We start from the raw sequence: 20133 nt of genomic DNA on the forward strand, positions 1-20133 counted from the left end.
GGAATGCCCGAGGCCGGTACAGTTTTCCGCTTGGGGTGGATAGGAACTTTGGGAACGGATTTGCATGCACCGTTGGGACAGAATCGCCGCCCCGGCCGCCAGCGGCGTCTTCCGCCCTTTGGGCGCATTCTCGGCGGCCTCTGCCTGATCGCGATTGCCTGTTTTTCCCTCTATTCGGCGCTGCAACGCGACGAGCTTCAGAAGACCCGTCCGATCGAGACCGCAAAGAAGGAAGATCCCGCGCCAACAGCCGAAATCAAGCCGGCGCCGAACGACCAGGCGGCTTTGACTGAGGTTGATCCGCAATCCGGCGCCAACACCGCCCGCATCGTCACCGGTGACGGTTCGGTCGTCACCATGTTCAGCCCCACCAATCGCGACGGCAGCGGCCCGGTATTGATCAACGCCAATCAGGTGGGCCAGGACCCGCGCATGGCGGCAACGCCGAACGAGAACCTCCTGGAGGATTCGCCCTTCGGCAAGCTGCCGATCACCGCGCCGAGCGGCCTCAGGCCGATGGATCAATATGCGCGGCCCTGGTCCGGCGCCCGCGGTATCCGCATCGCCATCGTCGTCAGCGGCCTTGGCCTCAGCCAGACAGGCACGCAGCGCGCCATCGAGAAGCTGCCGGAGGAAATCACGCTCGCCTTTGCCGCCAGCGGCAACAGCCTGCAGCGCTGGATGCAGGAGGCCAGGCGCGGCGGCCACGAGCTCCTCATCCAGGCGCCCTTCGAGCCTTTCGACTATCCCAGCAACAATCCCGGGCCGGATACGCTGCTGACCTCGCTGTCATCAGCGAAGAATATCGACAATCTGCACAAGGCGATGGGCAAGATCACCAATTATATCGGCGTCATGAACTATCTCGGCGGCCGCTTCCTAGCCAATCCGAATGCCCTGGAGCCGGTGCTGCGCGACGTCGGCAAACGCGGCCTGCTGTTCCTGGATGACGGTTCTTCGGCACAATCGAAATCCGGAACGCTGTCGAAAACGCTGGAAGTGCCGCATGCCTTTGCCGATATCCAGCTCGACGGAGAGCTGCAGCAGGATGCGATCCTGAAAAAGCTTGACGAACTGGAGCGCATAGCCCGCCGCAACGGTTCGGCGATCGGCGTCGCCTCCGCTTTCGACGAGAGCGTCGACGCCATCAGCAAATGGAGTGAGGAAGCTGCCATGCGCGGCATTGAAATCGTTGCCGTCTCGGCGCTTGCCGACGACCCGAAACATCCCTGATCGCTGGAGAGAAAGATGAGCACGCACGCCCCCGTGAGAGCCGAAGACCTGCCCTACCGTCCCTGTGTCGGCATCATGATCCTGAACCGGGATGGCCTGGTCTGGGCCGGTCGCCGCATTCCGGTCGGCAATTCCGAGTATGACGGCTCGCCGCAGCTCTGGCAGATGCCGCAAGGCGGCATAGACGACGGTGAAGATGCGCTGAAGGCCGCCTATCGCGAGCTCTACGAGGAAACGGGCATGAAAACCGTGACCCTGCTGGCGGAAGCGACGGACTGGATCAACTACGATCTGCCGCCTCAGCTGATCGGTATCGGCCTGAAGGGAAAGTTTCGCGGCCAGACGCAGCGCTGGTTTGCCTTCCGCTTCGATGGCGATGAAAACGAGATCGCCATCAACCCACCGCCGGGCGGCCATGAACCGGAATTCGACGCCTGGGAATGGAAGCCGATGGAAGCGTTGCCCGGCCTGATTGTCACCTTCAAGCGTTCGGTCTACGAACGGGTCGTTTCGGAATTCAGCCATCTGGCCGGCCTGAAGGCCGAGGACTGAATACAAGAGAACCGGCCGCAAAAGCGGCCGGTTCTGCAAGGCGTGGGTTATTCCGCGGAATCGGCGGAGTCAGCGTTGAGCTGGCCGTATTTGGCTTCGCCGATCTTCCCGAGCAGATCGAGCTGGGTTTCCAGGAAGTCGATATGGCCTTCCTCGTCCGCCAAAAGCTCTTCGAACAGCTTCATTGAAACATAGTCGCCGGCATCGTGACAGATATCACGCGACTTCTTATAGGCCGAGCGGGCGTCGTATTCGCCGGCGAGATCGGCCTCCAGCACTTCCTTGACGTTCTGGCCGATACGCAGCGGCGCCAGCGTCTGCAGGTTCGGATGACCTTCGAGAAAGATGATGCGAGCGACGAGACGATCGGCGTGCTGCATTTCCTCGATGGATTCAGCACGTTCCTTTTTGGCAAGCTTGGTGTAGCCCCAGTCTTCGAGAAGACGATAGTGAACCCAATACTGATTGACTGCGCCAAGCTCGAGAAACAGCGCCTCGTTAAGCCGCTCGATGACTTTTTTGTCGCCTTTCAATGTCCGCTCTCCTGTTGTCTTCATGAAATTTTTTCAGGCGAGACATGAAATCAAATATTTCGGTTTCCGTCGAGTGGCGACGGGCATGATAGTCTTCGGTTGTCTGTATAATGATATCAACGACATTCGGGAAACAGCCGCAGCAACGGCCGCGCTTTTCCATGGCGTGATAGACCTTGGCCGGAACGATGAGCTGCCAACAGTCCTGATCGAGGAGTTCAGTGATGACGTCCCGGATTTCCCTGTCGGTGATGTAATTACAACTGCAAACCAGCATTCTTTGCTCAGCCCGTCAAACATGACATCCGCTGTCTTGTTATCTGCTAAAGAAGACGCCCTTTGTCAAGAAAGAAACGATTCATTTTGATCGGCGGGCGGGAGCATCGGCTCGCGCTCGCCAGCTGCGAGGCCCGGAATCTCAATGAAAATTGCGGCCTCGCGGCATGACTCTCGCCGTTTCGATGCTATTGCTGCGGCCTTCCGCCGCTGTTCCGGCACCGGCTCCGCGCGGCAGCAGAGCGGGCTTTTCCTTCTGCCGGTGGTCCATGGTCGGCCGCAGCGCTTCATCCGCCCGATCGCTGACGCCGAAACGCCGCGCCTCTCGCTGCAGGATGCCGAGCGCAGGCGTCATGTCCTCGATATGATCGACCACCACATGGATGACGCCGCTCTCGCTCTGCAGCCGACCACGGATCTTCACCAGCCGCGCACCCATGACGATGGCGCGGTATTTCTCGAATTTCTTTGACCAGACGATCGCATTGGCGACGCCGGTCTCGTCCTCAAGGGTCATGAAGATCACCCCCTTGGCCGAACCCGGCCGCTGACGCACCAGCACCAGGCCCGCGATCGTCACCATCCGCCCATTCGCCACCTTGGGCAAATCCCGGCTCTGCACGATGCCCTGCCGCGCGAAATCGGCGCGCAGGAAGGAAACCGGGTGCGCCTTCAACGATAGCGACAGATAGCGATAATCTTCGGTGACCTGTTCGCCGGGCAGCATTTCGGGCAGCACGACCGCCGGCTCGACCTGCAGCTCCGCATGATCGCTGAGATCGAAGAGGGGGAGCTTTTCGGCAGCACTTCCGGCATCGAGCGCCCGCACTGCCCAAAGCGCTTCCCGCCGGCTCAAGCCGATGGAGCCGAACGCATCCGCATCCGCCAGGCGCTCGATCTGCGCCTTGGCAAGCCCGGAACGCAGCCAGAGATCGCGCACGGACCGATAGCCATCGCCACGGCGCTCGGCGAGCTGCTTCATCTCCTCCTCGGACAGACCCTTGACCTGCCGGAAGCCGAGACGGACGGCACATTGCGCCCTGATGATCCCGCGCATCGACGCATGCCGCGGCTCGACCGCATCCTTGTCGAAGCGCGCCTTCTCCAGCAGGCAATCCCAGCTGGAACGATTGACATCCACCGGCCGCACCTCGACGCCATGCTCGCGCGCATCGCGAACGAGCTGTGCCGGCGCATAGAAACCCATCGGCTGCGCATTGAGGATCGCCGCGCAGAAGACATCGGGATAATAGGCCTTGAGCCAGGAGGAGGCGTAAACGAGAAGGGCGAAGGAAGCCGCATGGCTTTCGGGAAAGCCATATTCGCCGAAGCCCTTGATCTGCTCGAAACAGTTCTTGGCGAACTCGCGGTCATATCCCTTTGCAGCCATGCCTTCGACCATCTTCTCCTCAAAAGTATGGATGGTCCCGGTTCGCTTGAAGGTCGCCATTGCCCGGCGTAACTTGTCGGCCTCCGCAGGCTTAAATCCCGCTGCCGTAATGGCGATCTGCATGGCCTGTTCCTGAAACAGGGGAACGCCCAGCGTGCGCTTCAGCACCTCCTTCAGCTCTTCACTCGGATAGTCGAGCTCCTTTCCCGCCCGCTTTGCCTCCCGCCGCTTGAGATAGGGATGCACCATATTGCCCTGGATCGGGCCGGGACGGACGATCGCTACCTCGATGACCAAATCGTAGAATTCGCGGGGGCGCAGACGCGGCAGCATGCTCATCTGCGCCCGGCTTTCGATCTGGAAGACGCCGATCGTATCGGCCCGGCAGATCATGTCATAGACCGGTATGCGGTCGGGATACTCACCGCTTCCAAGGTCGGCGAGCTGCTTCTTCACGTCGTAATGCAGCAGCAGCAGATCGAAAGCCTTGGCAAGACAGGTCAGCATGCCGAGCGCGAGCACGTCGATCTTTAGTATGTTGAGATTGTCGAGATCGTCCTTGTTCCACTCGATCATGTAGCGATCGTCCATCGCCGTATGCATGATCGGCACCACTTCGTCCAATCGATCCCGGGTGATGACGAAACCGCCGACATGCTGGGTCAGATGCCGCGGAAACCCCATCAGCGTCGAGGCGTAGGAAAGGACGTTCCGTGTTGTCTTGTCTTTGAGATCGAGGCCGGCAATCTTCGCCTCGCGCTCGGACAGCTCTTCCGTCGACCAGCCCCAGACGCCGCTCGCAAGGGCAGACTGCACATCCTCCGACAGGCCGAAGGCTTTCGCCACCTCGCGGCCGGCCGAGCGCGCCCGATAGCTGGTGACCGCCGCCGTCAACCCGGCATGCTCCTTGTCGTAATGTCTGTAGATGAACTGAATGACCTCTTCGCGCTTCTCATGTTCGAAATCGACGTCGATATCCGGTGGCTCTTCCCGTTCCGTCGATATGAAGCGCTCGAAGAGCAGGGTCGTTATTTCCGGATTGACCTCGGTAATCCCAAGACAATAGCAGACCGTCGAATTGGCCGCCGATCCCCGTCCCTGGCACAGGATATTCTGGCTACGGGCAAACTCCATGATCCGATGCACCGTCAGGAAGTAAGGCTCGTATTGCCGTTCGCGGATGAGCTCGAGCTCATGCTCGATCTGCATCGAGACCTTTTCAGGGATCTTTTCAGGAAAGCGCGACCTGGCCCCCTCCCACGTCAGTCGCTTCAACGTCTCCGCGACGGTCTCGCCATCAATGCTTTCGTCGGGATAATTATGCTTCAGCTCATCCAGAGAAAAAGACAGCCGGCTAAAAAACTTCTGCGTATTGGCGATGGCCTTTAGATAATCCCGGAAAAGGCGCGCCATCTCGGCAGCGTCCTTCATAAAGCGCTCGGCATTGGCCGCCAGCTTGAAGCCGGCTTGCGCGATCGGCACATGCTCGCGGATCGAAACGACGATATCGGCAAGCGGCTTGCGCTCGGTTGCGTGATAGAGCGGCTGGTTGCTGGCGATCAGCCGCACCCCGTTGCGCTGTGCGATGATGGAGAGCGTGGCGAAGACCAGCCGGTCTCGCCCATCATAGGCTGGCGACAGAACCATATGCAGCTTCCTGCCGAAACGCATCCATAGCCGCTTCAGGCACTGCTCCAGCTTTTCCTGCCCCTCCGGCGTCTCGACGCTTGTCGCATCGGGAACAAGCGCCAGCATCATCTCGTCGCCCCATTCCATAAGGTCGGCTTCTTCGAGCTGACAGGAACCTTTCTCGGCCCTAAGATTGCCGGCGCTCAGCAGCCGGCAGAGATGCGCCCAGCCCTTGCGATTCTGCGGATAGGCAAGGATATCGGGCGTGCCATCCGAGAACATCAGACGGGCGCCAGGCTGGAAACGAACCGGCTTCAGGAACGGCTTTTCCGGCTTCCCCTGGGCTCGAAGCAGAAGATTTTCCTTGATGACGTCTTCATATTTCGCCTGGAGAACCTTGGTATGAGCATGCGCCTTGACTACGCCGGCAACCGAATTGCGGTCGGCGATCCCAAATCCGGAAAGCTTCAGGAGGGCGGCCTGCATCACCATTTCTTCCGGATGCGAGGCGCCTTCGAGAAAGGAGAAGTTCGTTCTCACCCCGATCTCGAAGAAAGGCACGGGTTCGTGAAAGCTCGGGCGCGCGTTCATGCGAAGACCCCATGCATATACCAGTTCGGCGGTGTCTCGGTCTGGCCGTAGAGCCCCTTGCGGAACAGCCAGAAGCGATGGCCCTCTTCGTCCTCGACCTGGAAATAATCGCGGGCAGGCTCTTGCCTGTCCTCGACCCACCATTCCGCCGAAAGCCGCTCCGGTCCTTCGGCCCGGTTGATCCGATGCATCACACGCCGCCAGCGGAACTGCCGGGGAGGGCCGTCGGGCACTTCGGCGGCAAGGGCTTCGATCGGCTCCGGCATGCGAAACAGCCGCAGCGGCCGCTCGCCGCGGAAGAAGCCGTAGCCGGCATAGTCGACGCTCGTCCGTCTTCGAGCAGCAAGGACATCCATGACCGGCACCGGCCGTACCGCCCGCTCGGGAATATGGCTCTGCCGCAATTCGAAACCCTGCAGGCAATCCGGCCCCAGCCGCGCGGCCACCCGGTCGACAAAAGCGGCGAGCGACCCGTCCTGGCGGCCTTCTCCGACGAAATCGCCCTGCATCGCGTCGAAGGGCGCATGCTGCAGTACATTGAGACGGACAATCTCGAAACCATATCCGACATCGAGATCGTCATGAATGGCGGTGAAGCGCTCCGTGAACAGGTTGGCGATCCGGCTCGGCTCCCGCAGCGGCTGCGATGCGCCGGCGGCAATGCGGAAGACCGCCCCATCCACCCTGAACAACAGGAGTTCGAAGGAGCGGCCGCCGACACCACGCGCCTCCAGTCCCGGCTTCAGCGTTTCGGCAAGCTGGCGGGCAAGCTGGAGAATATCGGCTTCCGCCTGCACAGGCTCGACCAGCCGGCGCTCGGCCGACAATTGCGCGACCGGCCGGCGCGGCGAGATCGGCTCCTCGACGAGGCCGACGGCCTGATCGAGCCGCAGGAGCAGCTGCGCGCCGAAGCGGCGGGCAAGCGGCGCACGCGGCGCGGCCAGAAGGTCGCCCACCTGCTTCAATCCCAGCTTCTGCAACGCGGCGATGGTCTCTTCGCCGAGCCTCAGCGAAGCCACGGGCAGCGGCGCCAAGGCCTCTTCCATGGCTTTCGGAGGAACAACACGGCTTTCCTCAAAACGGGCGACCGCCCAGGACAGGCCGGGCGCGGAGGAAATGGCGCCGCGCACATCGAGCCCCAGCCGGGAAATCCGGATCAATATATCCTCGAGCAGCGCCTCTTCGCCGCCGAAAAGATGGGCGCAGCCGGTAATATCGAGAAAAAGGCCATCCTTGCCGTCGATCGCCACCAGCGGCGTGTAGCGGTCGCACCAGTCAGCGATCGCTTCCAAAAGCTTGCGGTCCGCGGCGGGATCCTCCTCGACGACATCGAGATCGGGACAGATCGCCTTTGCCTCGGCCACACCCTGCCCCTGCTTCAGGCCGATCATCTCCGCACGCTCGTTGAGCGCGGTGAGCCGCATGGCATTGTTGAGCTTGCCGGCACAGGCGAGCGGCGGCGCTTCAAGCCTGCCTGTCGAACGCCAGGAGAGACCCCAGCGCTTGCGTGCGATGCGGTCGGTCGGCAGATGCGGGAAGGTCAGCGCCAGAATGCGCTGCGTATTCGCCGGGAAGGGCAGGGCGTTGAGCGTCGGGGACAGGGGCAAAGCGGCGGTCATGGGCATTCCACTCCAGGGTTATGGAAAGAGGCGCCGGGTTGTGGCTCTTTTCCAAGGTCAGACGAAAGGCCGGATGACCGATGCTGCCGCCAAGCACCGATCCGTCCGGCAGGGGCCGCGCCAGCGCCGGCGCGGGTTCGACGGAAAAGCGGAAGAGGGCGCTGCTCGCTTCCTCCTCGCCTCCCTGTCGCAACAGAAACAAGGGCCGCCCCGCCGCCTTGGCTCTCAGCGCCAGCCGCCGGCTTTCGGTCAGGCCGAAACGCGAGGGATTGCCGCGCACTTCCAGAATGACGAGAGCAAAGGCAGCACTCCCAAGCGCCGCCTCCGCCACCCAGAGCGCGTCTTCCAGCCTGCGCGGGGAAGCCTGCAGGAAAGCCTCGGGCTCCAGCCCGAAATTCCTGATGCCAATGGCATAGGGCAGGCCCGCCTCCATCGTGGCGACCGTATCGCCGATCCAGAGGATCGGAATTTTGGCCGCCTCTGCGCCTAAAGCTTGCGCATGCAGCCGCGCGGCAAGCGCAAGGGCAAAGCCGCTCGCCGCCCCCGCATCACGCAAGCCGAGGGAGCGGATTTCCGTCAGCGCATCGAGCGGCAGGCCGCCTTGCAGAGCGGCGTCGAGATCATCGACGCCGGTCGCAAGAAACGGCTGAGCAGGCTTAGCCTGAGCAGGCCCGGCTTGGGCAGGCAGTGGCTTTTCAATGCCTGCCGATCCCATGGCCGGCTTGGCCGCCGGCATCTCATGCGCCACTGCCGCCAGTGCCGGGATCGGCCTGCCTTCCAGTCGGGCAATGGTTTCACGCAGGGCAAAAAGCGTTTCCCGCGCCACGGCGGACTCGGCCATGACGTTAGCTCCAGATCGATAATGTTCCTGTTATGTTCTTATGGATTCCAGAGGTCGGGAAAAGAGTCAACACCCTTTTATAAGAAAATATTCCTTTGCCTCAGGCCGAATGGTTTTAGACCTATTCGGCCCAAAATCTGAATCCGCCCTAAAATCAAATAAATAGAGCATGATGTCGTCCGAAAACCGCTCTTACACTTTTCGGCATCACGCTCTAATCCGCTCTCGTAAAAGCCACGCAAAGTCTCTATATGACCAGCCAAGGAAGGAAGCATTCATGGCTCGCGTTGACCAGAGCGAAAACTGGCGGGATCGTCACTCGCCCTCCATCAGCACATTCGAATCTCTGGCAATGGAGGCCTATAGCCACCTACCGGAAGAATTTCGCTCGCTCACCGGCAACCTCATCATCCTCATCGAAGATTTCCCTGATGACGACGTGTTCGAGGACATGGCGCTCGAAACGCCCTTCGACCTGCTCGGCCTCTTCGAGGGTCGCGGCATATCGGAGCGTTACACCGCCCAAACCGGGGATATGCCGAACAAGATCCGTCTCTATCGCCGGCCGATCATCGATTACTGGGCGGAAAACGAGGAAACCCTCGGCGACATCATAACCCATGTCCTGATCCACGAGATCGGCCACCATTTCGGCCTGAGCGACGAGGACATGGAGCGCATCGAGGAGAGCGCCGAAGAGGCGACGGATCGCTGATACCAGCCGGACCGCAAGACGGCCGGGGAAGGGCGAAGAATTTCAGTCGCCGCTTACTGCTCCGAAAGCTTCATCTCCGGATCGTAGTCCTTGCCGGCCACGTTCTTGAGGACGGCCTGGCCGCACTGCATCTGGCCGGTCGTGGCATTGAAGGCATAGGTCGGCGAGCCCGACAGCTCCCAGCCCTTGTTCAGCGCCGCGGTCACCTTGTGGCAGAAGGACGCGTCGTCGGGACCGGTGAGGAAGCGATAGAGTTTCATCAAAGCATCTTTCGTAACGTATCAGCCCTCGCCCCGAGCCTGTCGAAGGGCGATGGAGCGCTGCTCGATCAGGTGAGCTTTATGAACCAGTCTTTCCGCCTGGACAAGGTGCAGCCGCTCCACCATTCGCCCGTTAAGGTTCACGACATTGAGAGCATCGGCACCCGGCTCGGCAAAGGCGGCAATGATGGCTTCGGCCTCGGCGATGGCTGTTACATCGGGGCCGAAATGCCGGTTGGCCGCTTCGATCTGGGTCGGATGGATCAGCATCTTGCCGGCAAAGCCCATGATGCGGCCCTGGCCGCATTCGGCCTCGAATGCTTCCGCATCCTTGAAATCGTTGAGGACGCTGTCGATGGCCTCGAGCCCATAGGCGCTGACAGCAAGCACCACCTGCATCAGCCAGGGCACGAGATAGGCGCGGCCGGGATGCGGCAGGACGCCCGTTTCCTTTCTGAGATCGTTGAGGCCGACGACGAAGCAATCGAGCCGGCTGCCCGCCGTGCGCCCGGCCTCGGCGATCGCGGCCGCATTCAGAATACCGCGCGGCGTCTCGATCATCGCCCAGATCCGCAGGCTTTCCGGCGCATCGGCCTCGGAGAGCCTGTCGCTGACATCAATCACGTCCTGCGGCTCGTCCACCTTGGGCAAGAGTACCGCATCCGGCTGCAGCTCCACCACCAGCGCCAGGTCCTCAGCGCCGAAATTGGAGGAAAGCGCATTGATGCGGATGATCCGCTCCTTGCCCGATAGCGGAGAAGCCGCGAAGAAGGCCCGCAAATTCTCCCGCGCCCCGGCCTTCTTTTCCGGCGAGACAGAATCCTCAAGATCGAAGATGACGGCGTCGCAATCGAGGCTCGTAAGCTTTTCGAGAGCGCGGCGATTGCTGGCGGGAACGCTCAAGACCGACCGACGCAGGCGGGCGGAACGGGAAGGGGAATTTTGGCTCGCGGATTGGCTCATTGTGCCGTTTTGCCGCGCTTTTAATCGCCAGGCAAGTCAACAAAAAGCCATGCTCCTCTTGCAGAGGGAAAGGAAGAGGACCACATTGCTGGGAGTAGAGAGGTCTCGACCATGCAGAATATCCGTTCCCTGTTCATCGCGCTTGCCGGTATCACCGTGTTTGCGGCCATGGCGTTGTTTACCGTTTCGGTCACGCTTGCCGTCGGCGGTATCCTGACCGTGCTCATGGCAGCCCGCGCGATTTCGCTGCGCATGAAGCCGGCACCGGTGCATGCCAAGACAAAGGCGAACGGCCAGCGCGAAATGCGCATCTGGAACGACGGTCGCGGCACCATCATCGACCTCTGAGGTTCAAGGCAGGGCAGGGGCGGCCCGGTATTGCCGGCCGCCGAAATCATTTGCCCATCCGGGCCTCGTCCTGAAGGACAGGCGAGCCAAAGTGGCGCCTTTTAGAGCATCTCCAAGATTCTCCTTCATTTCGGGCCGGATTTGCTCTATTGGCAGGATAATTCGTGCTTAGACGAGAATGAAGGCAGGACCCCATGGACAAGTTCGTGAAGTTGACCGGTGTCGCAGCACCCCTCCCGGTCGTCAATGTCGATACCGACATGATCATCCCGAAGGATTATCTGAAGACCATCAAGCGCACGGGCCTCGGCAAGGGGTTGTTCGCTGAAGCCCGCTACAATGAAGATGGCTCGCTGAACGAAGAATTCGTACTGAACAAGCCGGCCTACCAGAACGCCAAGATCCTCGTCGCCGGTGACAATTTCGGTTGCGGCTCCTCGCGCGAACATGCCCCCTGGGCACTGCTCGACTTCGGCATCCGCTGCGTCATATCCACAAGCTTCGCCGACATCTTCTACAACAACTGCTTCAAGAACGGCATCCTGCCGATCAAGGTCAGCCAGGAAGATCTCGACAAGCTGATGGACGATGCCTCGCGTGGCTCCAACGCCATCCTGACGGTCGATCTGGAAAACCTCGAAATCACCGGCCCGGACGGCGGCTCGCTCAAGTTCGAACTCGACGAGTTCAAGCGCCATTGCCTGCTGAACGGCCTCGACGATATCGGGCTGACGCTGGAAAAGGCCAAGGCGATCGACAGCTTCGAAAAGACGAACGCCGCATCGCACCCCTGGGCTGCCTGATCGGTTTATCCCTATTTTTGCATTTCGAAGCCGGGCCTTGCAGCCCGGCTTTTTTCATGCCGAAAAGGCCCCCCCTGCATGCGGGGAGAGGGCTGGGGTGAGGGGGGCTCAGGCCATCGACTTGATGGAAATCTATGATTTGTTTCGTACAGGAAGAGCGATAGGGCAGGCACCTTCCACCGTTTCTGCAGATCACCCATCGCAAATAGCGACAAGACTGCGCAACTATCGCCTTCGCAAACAGCCCCTCACCCTAACCCTCTCCCCGCAAGCGGGGAGAGGGGACTATTCCGCGAAAACAGCTCAGACACCGCCTTTTCCACCCGTTGTAATATGATCGACAAGAAGCGGGTCCATATAGGCCTGCCGAGGTTTTTCGGACCTCTCTCCCACCCCTAATTCCTCCCCACGCAATGGAGCCTCTCCATGACCTCGCTTCCCATTGTCGGCGCCGCCATGACGCTTGACGACGTCGAAATCCATCGCAACTGGCTGCTCGAAAAGCCGCGCGACCTGGAACTGCAGAGCTTCGTCGAAGCTGAAATCCTCAATGGCGACTGGGCCCCGCTGGCCGAGCGCGCCCGCAAGCTGCTCGCCGGCCACCAGGGCCGCCTTGGCATCCATGGCCCGTTCTGGGGCTTCGTCATCGCCTCGCAGGACCCGGATGTCCGCGCTGTCGTCTCCAGGCGCCTGCTGCAGGCGCTCGACGTCTGCGCCAATATCGGCGCCACGCAGATGGTCATCCATAGCCCCTATACGTCGTGGTCCTACAACAATCTCGACAACAACAAGGGCGAGCGCGAGAAGATCATCGAATATACGCATCTGACGCTGAAAGAAGCCGTCAAGCGCGCCGAAGATATCGGGCTCACCATGGTCATCGAGAATATCGAGGACAAGGATCCCCAAATCCGCGTCGGCCTCGCCGACAGCTTCAATTCGCCCGCCGTCGCTGTTTCCATCGACACCGGCCATGCCCATTATGCCCATGGCTACACGGGCGCTCCGCCGGTCGACTATTATGTCCACGCCGCCGGCAACCGCCTGCAGCATGTCCACCTGCAGGACGCGGACGGCTATGCCGACCGTCACTGGAGCCTCGGCGAAGGCAATATCCACTGGCGTGCCGTCTTTGCCGCCCTTGCCAAACTCGACAGCAATCCGCGTTTGATCATCGAGATCAAGGACAAGTCAAAGATCCCGGCATCATCAGCCTACCTCGCTTTGCTCGGACTGGCTGAGTAAGTCGCCGGAAGGGCGGGGGTCACAAGCCACCCGCCCTCGTGGTTCGAGACGGCCCTATGGGCCTCCTCACCATGAGGACTAACTCTCTCGCCCGACTCACAACTCACTCCGCCCTCATCCTGAGCCTGTCGAAGGATCAGGGCGGCCCATGACCGAGCAAAAAGATCAGCCCTCACCCTGAGGTGGCCCGCAGGGCCTTCGAAGTGTGAGGGCGGGTGATTGTCCGCAAAAGCCCGAAAACCGTACCGTTTCGGCTCCTTCCTCGCTTGAAAAGCCGCATTCGCAGGTCTAAAAACCCCGCAACTTTTTCTTTTCGCGGAGGCTTTCCCATGACAGTGCGCAATCTCTTCCTCCTGCCGGGCGACGGCATCGGCCCCGAGGCCATGGGCGAAGTCCGTAAGATCATCGCCTACATGAATGAGGCCAAGAACGCCGGTTTCGTCACCGACGAGGGCCTTGTCGGCGGCAGCGCTTATGACGCGCATGGAGCGGCGATCTCCGATGCCGACATGGCAAAGGCCATGGCGGCCGACGCCGTGCTCTTCGGCGCTGTCGGCGGCCCGAAGTGGGATGCGGTGCCCTATGAGGTGCGCCCGGAAGCCGGCTTGCTGCGCCTGCGCAAGGATCTGCAGCTGTTTGCCAACCTGCGCCCGGCCATCTGCTACCCGGCGCTGGCATCGGCCTCCTCGCTGAAGCCGGAGCTGGTCGACGGCCTCGATATCCTCATCATCCGCGAACTGACAGGCGGCGTCTATTTCGGCGAGCCGAAGGAAATCATCGATCTCGGCAATGGCCAGAAGCGCGGCATCGACACCCAGATCTACGACACCTACGAGATCGAGCGCATCGCCGGCGTCGCCTTCGAACTGGCGCGCACCCGCAACAACCGCGTCTGCTCGATGGAAAAGCGCAACGTCATGAAGTCTGGCGTGCTCTGGAACCAGGTCGTCACCGCGATGCACAAGGAAAAATATTCCGATGTGCAGCTCGAGCATATGCTGGCGGACGCCGGCGGCATGCAGCTCGTGCGCCAGCCGAAGCAGTTCGACGTCATCGTCACCGACAACCTGTTCGGCGACATGCTGTCCGACGTCGCCGCCATGCTCACCGGCTCGCTCGGCATGCTGCCATCCGCTTCGCTCGGCGCACCCGATGCCAAGACCGGCAAGCGCAAGGCGCTTTATGAGCCCGTGCATGGCTCGGCCCCTGACATCGCCGGCAAGGGCATCGCCAACCCGATCGCCATGATCGCTTCCTTTGCCATGTGCCTGCGTTACTCCTTCGGCCTGGTTTCCGAAGCCGATGCGCTGGAAAAGGCGATCGCCAACGTCCTCGACAGCGGCATCCGCACCGGCGACATCATGTCGGCCGGCAGCCGCCAGATCGGCACCGCCGAAATGGGCGACGCCATCCTGGCCGAATTCAAGGCCCTGTCGGCATAAATCACCTGAAATATTTCACGTGAAACACAAGACCCGCTCTGCGATGCAGCGCGGGTCTTTTACTGTTTGCAGCCTGAACACCACGCAGCGATCTTAAAAATACTGTTACAGGAGCCTGTTACTTGTCGAATTGATTGGAAATCAAAATGGGCGATGATTATGCAGGCAATCTTGACGTCTCTCGATAGGCGTTGGCGGCGAAGCGATGCGGCACTTGCACCGTCTCACTGGAAAATCTGCCTCTTTCTGACAGCCAATGCCGTGCTTCTCTCGGCGCTTCTGTTCGATTGGCCCGTTGGGGCAACCATCAAGGACGTTTCGCCGCCCCTTCACTTCTTCGGCAAAATGCTGACGGATTTCGGCGATTCCGAGTGGATCATCATCATCAGCGCTTTCCTGTTCTTCGAAGGCTGGGCTGGTAGCCGTCTGCTGCATTCGCAGCGCTGTCGCGGCAAGGCATTGCGTATCTGCCAGATCGGCGGCTATCTGCTGACGACCATCGTGCTTTCCGGCCTTCTCGCCAATTTGCTCAAGCGCGCCATCGGCCGCGCCCGACCGACCCATTTTGCCGATTGGGGCCCTTTCGGTTTCTCGCCCTTCAATGGCCGCGCCAGCTTCGAAAGCTTCCCCTCAGGCCATGCGACCACCATCGGTGCCCTCTTTGTGGCGCTTGCTTTCATGTTCCCGCGCTACCGCTACATCTTCGTGGCCTGTGCCCTGTGGCTGGCGATCACGCGTGTCATGGTCGGCGCGCACTATCCAAGCGACGTCATGGCCGGCCTGGCGCTTGGCGGCTGGTTTTCCTTCATGACGGCGATCGTCTATTCCCGCTACGGCCTGCTCTTCCGCATCAACGCCGCCGGCTGGCCGACGCCGAGATGGCAACTGTTCAAGGGCAGCAAGTCAGGACAAGCCAACGCTTGATCCGATCCGCACCATCGAGTCAAGCCGCGCCCACGGCGGACCAAGGCAATAAGGTTCCACCAGCCCCTGACGGCAGCTTTCAATTGCGATCGCACCGCAGGTTGCCAAGGCCGCCGCACATTCATATATCTGGCAAGCGGGTCACCGGAGGCGGTCAACCCGATTTCGTTCACTTGCGAAGAAAATCATGGATGCCGGGCCGATACGTTTAAGCGAAAGGCAGATGGGATTGATCTCCCGGGCACTTGCCGAACCACGACGTGTGCAGATCCTCAAGGAGATCGGCACGCGCAGCGAACCCATGCCCTGCAGCACGCTGAACGAGTGCCATGCCGTCAGCGCCGCGACGATGTCCCATCATATCAAGGAACTTGAGAATGCCGGTCTCATCGAGATCCAGCGGGACGGCAAGTTCGCAAACCTTGTTCTGCGCCGCGATACGCTGAACGCCTATATGGCGGAACTTTCCAAGATCTAACGATTCCGACGATGTCACCAGCATTTGTTGCCACTGCCCTTGTATCAGTTAGATGATTATCTAAATATCAAAGCGACGATGCGGATCTGTTTTCGGGTCGCATGCGCCAAATGATTCGATAATTGTAAAACTGTCTAACAATTTCTGAAGGAAGAAGACATGAGCAAACTGGCAGGCAAGGTCGCGATCGTGACCGGAGCATCCAAAGGAATCGGTGCAGGCATCGCCAAGGCGATGGGCGAGGCGGGAGCCGCCGTCATCGTCAATTATGCCTCAAGCCGCGAAGGTGCCGACAAGGTGGTGGCGGAAATCACCGCCAAGGGCGGCAAGGCACTCGCCGTCCACGGCGATGTTTCCAAGGCCGAAGACGTCACGCACCTCTTTGCCGAGGCTAAGCAGGCCTTCGGACGCGTCGATATCCTCGTCAACAACGCCGGCGTCTACAAATTCGCGCCGATCGAGGAATTCGCCGAGCAGGAATTTCATCGCCAGTTCAATATCAACGTTCTGGGCACATTGCTGGCCACGCAAGAGGCGGTGAAACATTTCGGCCCCGAGGGCGGTAGCGTGATCAACATCGGCTCCAACGCCGTCAGCATGAACTTGCCGACCGCTTCGGTTTACACGGCAACCAAGGCTGCCGTGAATTCCATCACCCAGATCCTCGCCAAGGAACTCGGTTCGCGCAATATCCGGGTCAATAATCTCGCGCCCGGCGGCGTCGAAACCGAAGGCGTCGTTGCGGCCGGCATCATCGGCAGCGATTTTGAAAAGCATCTCGTCTCCCAGACGCCGCTCGGCCGCCTCGGTCAGCCGACCGATATCGCTCCGGTCGCCGTCTTCCTCGCTTCGCAGGATGCCGCCTGGGTGACCGGCGAAACCATCTATGTTGGCGGTGGCCTGAAGTAGGCGCTATTTGCGATACCGCCCTCGGATAAGAGGGCGGTTTGCCGGGCGCGACACAACCCCGCGCCCGGCCAATATGTTACCGAACAATTGTCAAACCACCCCATTTTCCTATTTAGTATGCGTGTTCGGGTTTTCCGCTTAAGCACCGTAGTCGACTATGCCGCCAAGCGCGCATCTCGCCCGCGAAATTTCAAAACAACCCTGTCTTCGATGCGATCCCACGCAGCAGCGAATGTCATCGAACTCCCCTAAGATCCGCCGGCGATCGCTGTCGTGAACAACAAACGGAGGACGTCTTTATGAATACCGCCAATACCAAGTCGAAATTGGGTACGCGTACCAATCTCAGCGAGGAGGCGACACGCGATATTTCCGCAGCCTTGAGCGCCCTGCTGGCGGATGTCTTCGCCCTCTATCTGAAAACCAAGAATTTTCACTGGCACATGAGCGGGCCGCATTTCCGCGATTATCACTTGCTTCTCGACGAGCAGGGCGAGCAGATTTTCGCGATGACCGACCCCATGGCCGAGCGTGCCAGGAAGATCGGCGGAACGACCCTGCGGTCGATCGGTCAGATCGCCAAGCTACAGCGCATTCCGGACAATGACGCCGAATATGTCGATCCGCAGGATATGCTTGCCGAACTGGCGGATGATAATCTCAAGCTCTCCGCGGAAATGCGCGCCGTTCACGACGTCTGCGACGAATATGGCGATGTCGCCACCGCCAGCCTTCTCGAAAACTGGCTTGATGAGACCGAGCGCCGCACCTGGTTCCTGTTCGAATCCACCCGCATGTCCAACCGCTGATACCAGAAACAGCTGGCCTTCGAACGCAATACGTTGAAGGCGAGGCTCAATGATCCCGATTCCTCGCTCCCGCATCGTTGGGCCCGCATCGTTAGGCCCGCATTGATGGGAGCGAGGAAATCCTTGACTCCTGTGGAAAACATCTTAGAACCGGCGACGGAAAAGGAAGACTTCCATGGTTCGCTTCGAACAGCTCGATAGCTTCAGTCACCTGGCAGACCATGCCGGGCAGGATGTCTATTTTCCGGTTTCTTCCAAAACCAAGGCCAAAACGACGACGAAAACCGTCTGACGTCTCTGGCCTGCCGCTCTCTCCCCGGCTCGGCTGGGGACAGGACCCGTCGCCGATGGCCGCGGTTCCCCCCTCGCCCAAGAGGAGAGAAGAGAAAGAGAGCTTGAGAAATGGGTTTCAAAGTTGCAGTAGCGGGCGCGACCGGGAATGTCGGCCGTGAAATGCTCAATATCCTGGCCGAACGCGGCTTCCCGGCCGATGAGGTCGTGGCGCTCGCATCGGCCCGTTCGCAGGGAACCGAAGTGTCCTTCGGCGACCGGACGCTGAAGGTTTCCAACCTGGAGAACTACGATTTCTCCGACACCGACATCTGCCTGATGTCGGCCGGCGGCGACGCCTCGAAGAAGTTCTCGCCGAAGATCGGCGCCCAGGGCTGCGTCGTCATCGACAACTCGTCGGCCTGGCGCTACGACGCCGACGTGCCGCTGATCGTTCCGGAGGTGAACCCGGATGCCATCGCGCAGTTCACCAAGCGCAACATCATCGCCAACCCGAATTGCTCGACCGCGCAGCTCGTCGTTGCGCTGAAGCCGCTGCACGACTTCGCCAAGATCAAGCGCGTCGTCGTCTCGACCTATCAGTCGGTTTCCGGCGCCGGCAAGGACGGTATGGACGAGCTGTTCAACCAGACCCGCGCCGTCTTCGTCGCCGACCCGATCGAGAACAAGAAGTTCACCAAGCGCATCGCCTTCAATGTCATTCCGCATATCGATAGCTTCATGGAAGACGGCTACACCAAGGAAGAGTGGAAGGTGCTGGCCGAAACCAAGAAGATGCTCGATCCGAAGATCAAGGTCACCTGCACGGCCGTGCGCGTGCCTGTTTTCATCGGCCATTCCGAATCTGTTAACATCGAGTTCGAAAACGAGATCACTGCCGATCAGGCCCGCGATATCCTGCGCGAGGCACCGGGTTGCCTGGTGATCGACAAGCAGGAAGACGGCGGCTACATCACACCGTACGAATCCGCTGGCGAGGACGCGACCTACATTTCGCGCATCCGTGAAGACGCGACCGTCGAGAACGGCCTCAACATCTGGGTCGTCTCCGACAACCTGCGCAAGGGCGCCGCGCTCAATGCCATCCAGATCGCCGAATTGCTCGTCAACCGCGGCCTGATCAAGCCGCGCAAGCAGGCTGCATAAGGATTTATAAACCAATTTACGGTTTATAAATTCTTGCCGGCTAAGCAGGATCGAATGAAAGCCTCGCCCTTTCGGATGAAAGGCGGGGCTTTTGCAAATCGGTTTGGCGGCAATGTTTCACGTGAAGCGAAACATTGATCGCTAAAATGAAATAATGACAGAACGGTTGGATGCTGGCATGGTCCAGCGGCGACTAGACAGCGCATAAGCCTGGAAACTGGAGGGTTTATGCGCCTTTCAAAAAACGGTTACCGCGTTCGCGGCGCGATAAGAATTCGGGGACACTGAATGCGCATCACAAAGTCTGGAATGGCAACTCTCGTGGCGGGCGGGTTGTTGCTGGCGACGCCGATTGCCGCAAATGCGGCATCCTGTGGCAACACTTCCGCCGGTTTCGAGAATTGGGTGCAGGAATTCAAACGCGAAGCGCAAGGACAGGGCATCGGCCCCTCCGTCCTGGACAAGGCCTTCGCCAACGTTCATTACAATCAGCCGACCATCCGCGCCGATCGCGGCCAGAAGAGCTTCAAGCTTTCCTTCGAGGAATTCATGAAGAAGCGCGGCGGCCAGACGATCATCAATCGCGGCAAGAGCATGAAGCAGGCCAATGCGGCGCTCTTCGCCAGAATCCAGAAGCGCTTCGGCGTCCCCCCGGGTCCGATCATCGCGATCTGGGGCATGGAAACCGGCTTCGGCGGCTATATGGGCGACCAGCATACGCTTTCGGCCGTTTCGACCCTCGCCTATGATTGCCGTCGTTCGGCCTTCTTTACCGAGCAGCTCTACTCCGCCTTGAAGCTTGTCGGCGAGGGCTATCTCAGCCCATCCGCCCGGGGCGCGGCCCATGGCGAAATCGGCCAGACGCAATTCATGCCCAAGAATGTCGTTGCCTTCGGCGTCGACGAAGATGGCGATGGCAGGGTCGATCTTGTGGGATCGCGCGCGGACGCGCTCGCTTCGACGGCCAACTTCCTGCGCGGCCATGGCTGGCAGCCTGGCGCCGGCTATCAGCCCGGCGAGCCGAATTTCGCCGCCATCGCCGGCTGGAACGACGCAAGGGTCTATCAGCAGGCGATCGCCTATATCGGTCAGCAGATCGACGGCAAGTAAGCCGGATCTCATGAATTAAAAAAGGC

General features: G+C 60.3%; 21 protein-coding genes and 1 pseudogene. 15 read left to right on the forward strand and 7 right to left on the reverse strand.

The annotated features are described in order from the left end of the window. Positions 1-48: 48 nt before the first annotated feature. Complete coding sequence (locus CCGE531_RS19350) at positions 49-1233, forward strand: divergent polysaccharide deacetylase family protein (protein WP_120666246.1); 1185 nt, start codon at positions 49-51, stop codon at positions 1231-1233. 15 nt (positions 1234-1248) lie between these two features. Then, positions 1249-1785, forward strand: a complete 537-nt coding sequence (locus tag CCGE531_RS19355; RefSeq protein WP_120666248.1) for an RNA pyrophosphohydrolase — start codon at positions 1249-1251, stop codon at positions 1783-1785. A 47-nt stretch (positions 1786-1832) separates the two neighbouring features. Here CCGE531_RS19355 and bfr read toward each other — a convergent pair whose 3' ends face one another. Together bfr and CCGE531_RS19365 are read right to left on the reverse strand one after the other, a co-directional pair. Beyond that, positions 1833-2318: a bacterioferritin gene (gene bfr / locus CCGE531_RS19360; protein ID WP_162943939.1), complete on the reverse strand. Its 486-nt coding sequence runs from the start codon at positions 2316-2318 to the stop codon at positions 1833-1835. Beyond that, the gene (locus CCGE531_RS19365) at positions 2284-2556 is read right to left on the reverse strand and encodes a (2Fe-2S)-binding protein (RefSeq protein WP_245459190.1); all 273 of its coding nucleotides are present in this window, start codon (positions 2554-2556) and stop codon (positions 2284-2286) included. The genes bfr and CCGE531_RS19365 overlap by 35 nt, the downstream gene beginning before the upstream one ends. Between CCGE531_RS19365 and CCGE531_RS34815 the strand changes: the two genes are divergently transcribed. Continuing rightward, positions 2443-2685: a hypothetical protein gene (locus CCGE531_RS34815; RefSeq protein WP_245459192.1), complete on the forward strand. Its 243-nt coding sequence runs from the start codon at positions 2443-2445 to the stop codon at positions 2683-2685. The two genes, CCGE531_RS19365 and CCGE531_RS34815, sit on opposite strands and share 114 nt — an antisense overlap. A gap of 51 nt (positions 2686-2736) precedes the next feature. Here CCGE531_RS34815 and CCGE531_RS19370 read toward each other — a convergent pair whose 3' ends face one another. From CCGE531_RS19370 to CCGE531_RS34820, 3 genes are read right to left on the reverse strand one after another with little or no spacing between them, the layout of a single operon-like run. After that, positions 2737-6204, reverse strand: coding sequence for an error-prone DNA polymerase (locus tag CCGE531_RS19370; protein ID WP_120666255.1), 3468 nt, complete (start codon positions 6202-6204; stop codon positions 2737-2739). Next, positions 6201-7628, reverse strand: a complete 1428-nt coding sequence (locus tag CCGE531_RS19375; protein ID WP_245459196.1) for a DNA polymerase Y family protein — start codon at positions 7626-7628, stop codon at positions 6201-6203. Before CCGE531_RS19375 ends, CCGE531_RS19370 begins: the two co-directional genes overlap by 4 nt. A 40-nt stretch (positions 7629-7668) precedes the next feature. Next, entirely contained in the window at positions 7669-8664 is a 996-nt protein-coding gene (locus CCGE531_RS34820; RefSeq protein WP_245458914.1) for a hypothetical protein, read from the reverse strand. Positions 8665-8941: 277 nt separating this feature from the next. On the opposite strand from CCGE531_RS34820, the gene CCGE531_RS19385 reads away from it, so the two are divergent. After that, on the forward strand, positions 8942-9379 hold the full coding sequence (locus CCGE531_RS19385; RefSeq protein ID WP_120666259.1) for a metallopeptidase family protein: 438 nt from the start codon (positions 8942-8944) through the stop codon (positions 9377-9379). 53 nt (positions 9380-9432) lie between these two features. Here the strand turns inward: CCGE531_RS19385 and CCGE531_RS19390 are convergent, their stop codons facing one another. After that, positions 9433-9639 carry a DUF1737 domain-containing protein gene (locus tag CCGE531_RS19390; RefSeq protein ID WP_120666261.1) on the reverse strand — a complete coding sequence of 69 codons (207 nt, stop codon included), beginning with the start codon at positions 9637-9639 and terminating at the stop codon, positions 9433-9435. A gap of 21 nt (positions 9640-9660) precedes the next feature. After that, positions 9661-10602 (reverse strand): CoA ester lyase, encoded by a 942-nt coding sequence (locus tag CCGE531_RS19395; RefSeq protein WP_120666263.1) that lies wholly within the window; start codon positions 10600-10602, stop codon positions 9661-9663. 111 nt (positions 10603-10713) lie between these two features. On the opposite strand from CCGE531_RS19395, the gene CCGE531_RS19400 reads away from it, so the two are divergent. From CCGE531_RS19400 to CCGE531_RS19445, 11 genes and pseudogenes are all read left to right on the forward strand, one after another. Continuing rightward, a complete protein-coding gene (locus CCGE531_RS19400; protein ID WP_120666265.1) occupies positions 10714-10950 on the forward strand; it encodes a hypothetical protein in 237 nt (78 codons plus the stop codon). 194 nt (positions 10951-11144) lie between these two features. Beyond that, positions 11145-11753, forward strand: coding sequence for a 3-isopropylmalate dehydratase small subunit (gene leuD, locus CCGE531_RS19405; protein WP_120666267.1), 609 nt, complete (start codon positions 11145-11147; stop codon positions 11751-11753). Positions 11754-12179: 426 nt separating this feature from the next. Continuing rightward, positions 12180-12998 (forward strand): sugar phosphate isomerase/epimerase family protein, encoded by an 819-nt coding sequence (locus tag CCGE531_RS19410; protein ID WP_120666269.1) that lies wholly within the window; start codon positions 12180-12182, stop codon positions 12996-12998. Between the two features lie 329 nt (positions 12999-13327). Then, positions 13328-14440 (forward strand): 3-isopropylmalate dehydrogenase, encoded by a 1113-nt coding sequence (gene leuB, locus CCGE531_RS19415; RefSeq protein WP_120666271.1) that lies wholly within the window; start codon positions 13328-13330, stop codon positions 14438-14440. 159 nt (positions 14441-14599) lie between these two features. Further along, a complete protein-coding gene (lpxE, locus tag CCGE531_RS19420; protein WP_120666981.1) occupies positions 14600-15364 on the forward strand; it encodes a lipid A 1-phosphatase LpxE in 765 nt (254 codons plus the stop codon). A 223-nt stretch (positions 15365-15587) separates the two neighbouring features. Continuing rightward, complete coding sequence (locus CCGE531_RS19425; RefSeq protein ID WP_112339939.1) at positions 15588-15842, forward strand: helix-turn-helix domain-containing protein; 255 nt, start codon at positions 15588-15590, stop codon at positions 15840-15842. A 159-nt stretch (positions 15843-16001) separates the two neighbouring features. Continuing rightward, positions 16002-16751, forward strand: coding sequence for a glucose 1-dehydrogenase (locus CCGE531_RS19430; RefSeq protein ID WP_120666273.1), 750 nt, complete (start codon positions 16002-16004; stop codon positions 16749-16751). A gap of 299 nt (positions 16752-17050) precedes the next feature. Then, entirely contained in the window at positions 17051-17560 is a 510-nt protein-coding gene (locus CCGE531_RS19435; protein ID WP_120666275.1) for a DNA starvation/stationary phase protection protein, read from the forward strand. A gap of 101 nt (positions 17561-17661) precedes the next feature. Further along, positions 17662-17852 (forward strand): annotated as a pseudogene (locus tag CCGE531_RS34655) (hypothetical protein). A 110-nt stretch (positions 17853-17962) separates the two neighbouring features. Next, a complete protein-coding gene (locus tag CCGE531_RS19440; RefSeq protein WP_120666277.1) occupies positions 17963-18997 on the forward strand; it encodes an aspartate-semialdehyde dehydrogenase in 1035 nt (344 codons plus the stop codon). 288 nt (positions 18998-19285) lie between these two features. After that, positions 19286-20107: a lytic murein transglycosylase gene (locus CCGE531_RS19445; RefSeq protein WP_120666279.1), complete on the forward strand. Its 822-nt coding sequence runs from the start codon at positions 19286-19288 to the stop codon at positions 20105-20107. Positions 20108-20133 lie beyond the last annotated feature (26 nt).

This window comes from Rhizobium sp. CCGE531, assembly GCF_003627795.1.
Classification (GTDB): Bacteria; Pseudomonadota; Alphaproteobacteria; order Rhizobiales; family Rhizobiaceae; genus Rhizobium.

Bases quoted from the DNA above. Each gene is read 5' to 3' on its own strand.
- CCGE531_RS19355 (WP_120666248.1), top strand. From the start codon at position 1,249: ATGAGCACGCACGCCCCCGTGAGAGCCGAAGACCTGCCCTACCGTCCC.
- CCGE531_RS19370 (WP_120666255.1), bottom strand. From the start codon at position 6,204: ATGAACGCGCGCCCGAGCTTTCACGAACCCGTGCCTTTCTTCGAGATC.
- CCGE531_RS19375 (WP_245459196.1), bottom strand. From the start codon at position 7,628: ATGCGGCTCACCGCGCTCAACGAGCGTGCGGAGATGATCGGCCTGAAG.
- CCGE531_RS34820 (WP_245458914.1), bottom strand. From the start codon at position 8,664: ATGGCCGAGTCCGCCGTGGCGCGGGAAACGCTTTTTGCCCTGCGTGAA.
- CCGE531_RS19385 (WP_120666259.1), top strand. From the start codon at position 8,942: ATGGCTCGCGTTGACCAGAGCGAAAACTGGCGGGATCGTCACTCGCCC.
- CCGE531_RS19390 (WP_120666261.1), bottom strand. From the start codon at position 9,639: ATGAAACTCTATCGCTTCCTCACCGGTCCCGACGACGCGTCCTTCTGC.
- CCGE531_RS19395 (WP_120666263.1), bottom strand. From the start codon at position 10,602: ATGAGCCAATCCGCGAGCCAAAATTCCCCTTCCCGTTCCGCCCGCCTG.
- CCGE531_RS19400 (WP_120666265.1), top strand. From the start codon at position 10,714: ATGCAGAATATCCGTTCCCTGTTCATCGCGCTTGCCGGTATCACCGTG.
- leuD (WP_120666267.1), top strand. From the start codon at position 11,145: ATGGACAAGTTCGTGAAGTTGACCGGTGTCGCAGCACCCCTCCCGGTC.
- CCGE531_RS19410 (WP_120666269.1), top strand. From the start codon at position 12,180: ATGACCTCGCTTCCCATTGTCGGCGCCGCCATGACGCTTGACGACGTC.
- leuB (WP_120666271.1), top strand. From the start codon at position 13,328: ATGACAGTGCGCAATCTCTTCCTCCTGCCGGGCGACGGCATCGGCCCC.
- lpxE (WP_120666981.1), top strand. From the start codon at position 14,600: ATGCAGGCAATCTTGACGTCTCTCGATAGGCGTTGGCGGCGAAGCGAT.
- CCGE531_RS19425 (WP_112339939.1), top strand. From the start codon at position 15,588: ATGGGATTGATCTCCCGGGCACTTGCCGAACCACGACGTGTGCAGATC.
- CCGE531_RS19430 (WP_120666273.1), top strand. From the start codon at position 16,002: ATGAGCAAACTGGCAGGCAAGGTCGCGATCGTGACCGGAGCATCCAAA.
- CCGE531_RS19435 (WP_120666275.1), top strand. From the start codon at position 17,051: ATGAATACCGCCAATACCAAGTCGAAATTGGGTACGCGTACCAATCTC.
- CCGE531_RS19440 (WP_120666277.1), top strand. From the start codon at position 17,963: ATGGGTTTCAAAGTTGCAGTAGCGGGCGCGACCGGGAATGTCGGCCGT.
- CCGE531_RS19445 (WP_120666279.1), top strand. From the start codon at position 19,286: ATGCGCATCACAAAGTCTGGAATGGCAACTCTCGTGGCGGGCGGGTTG.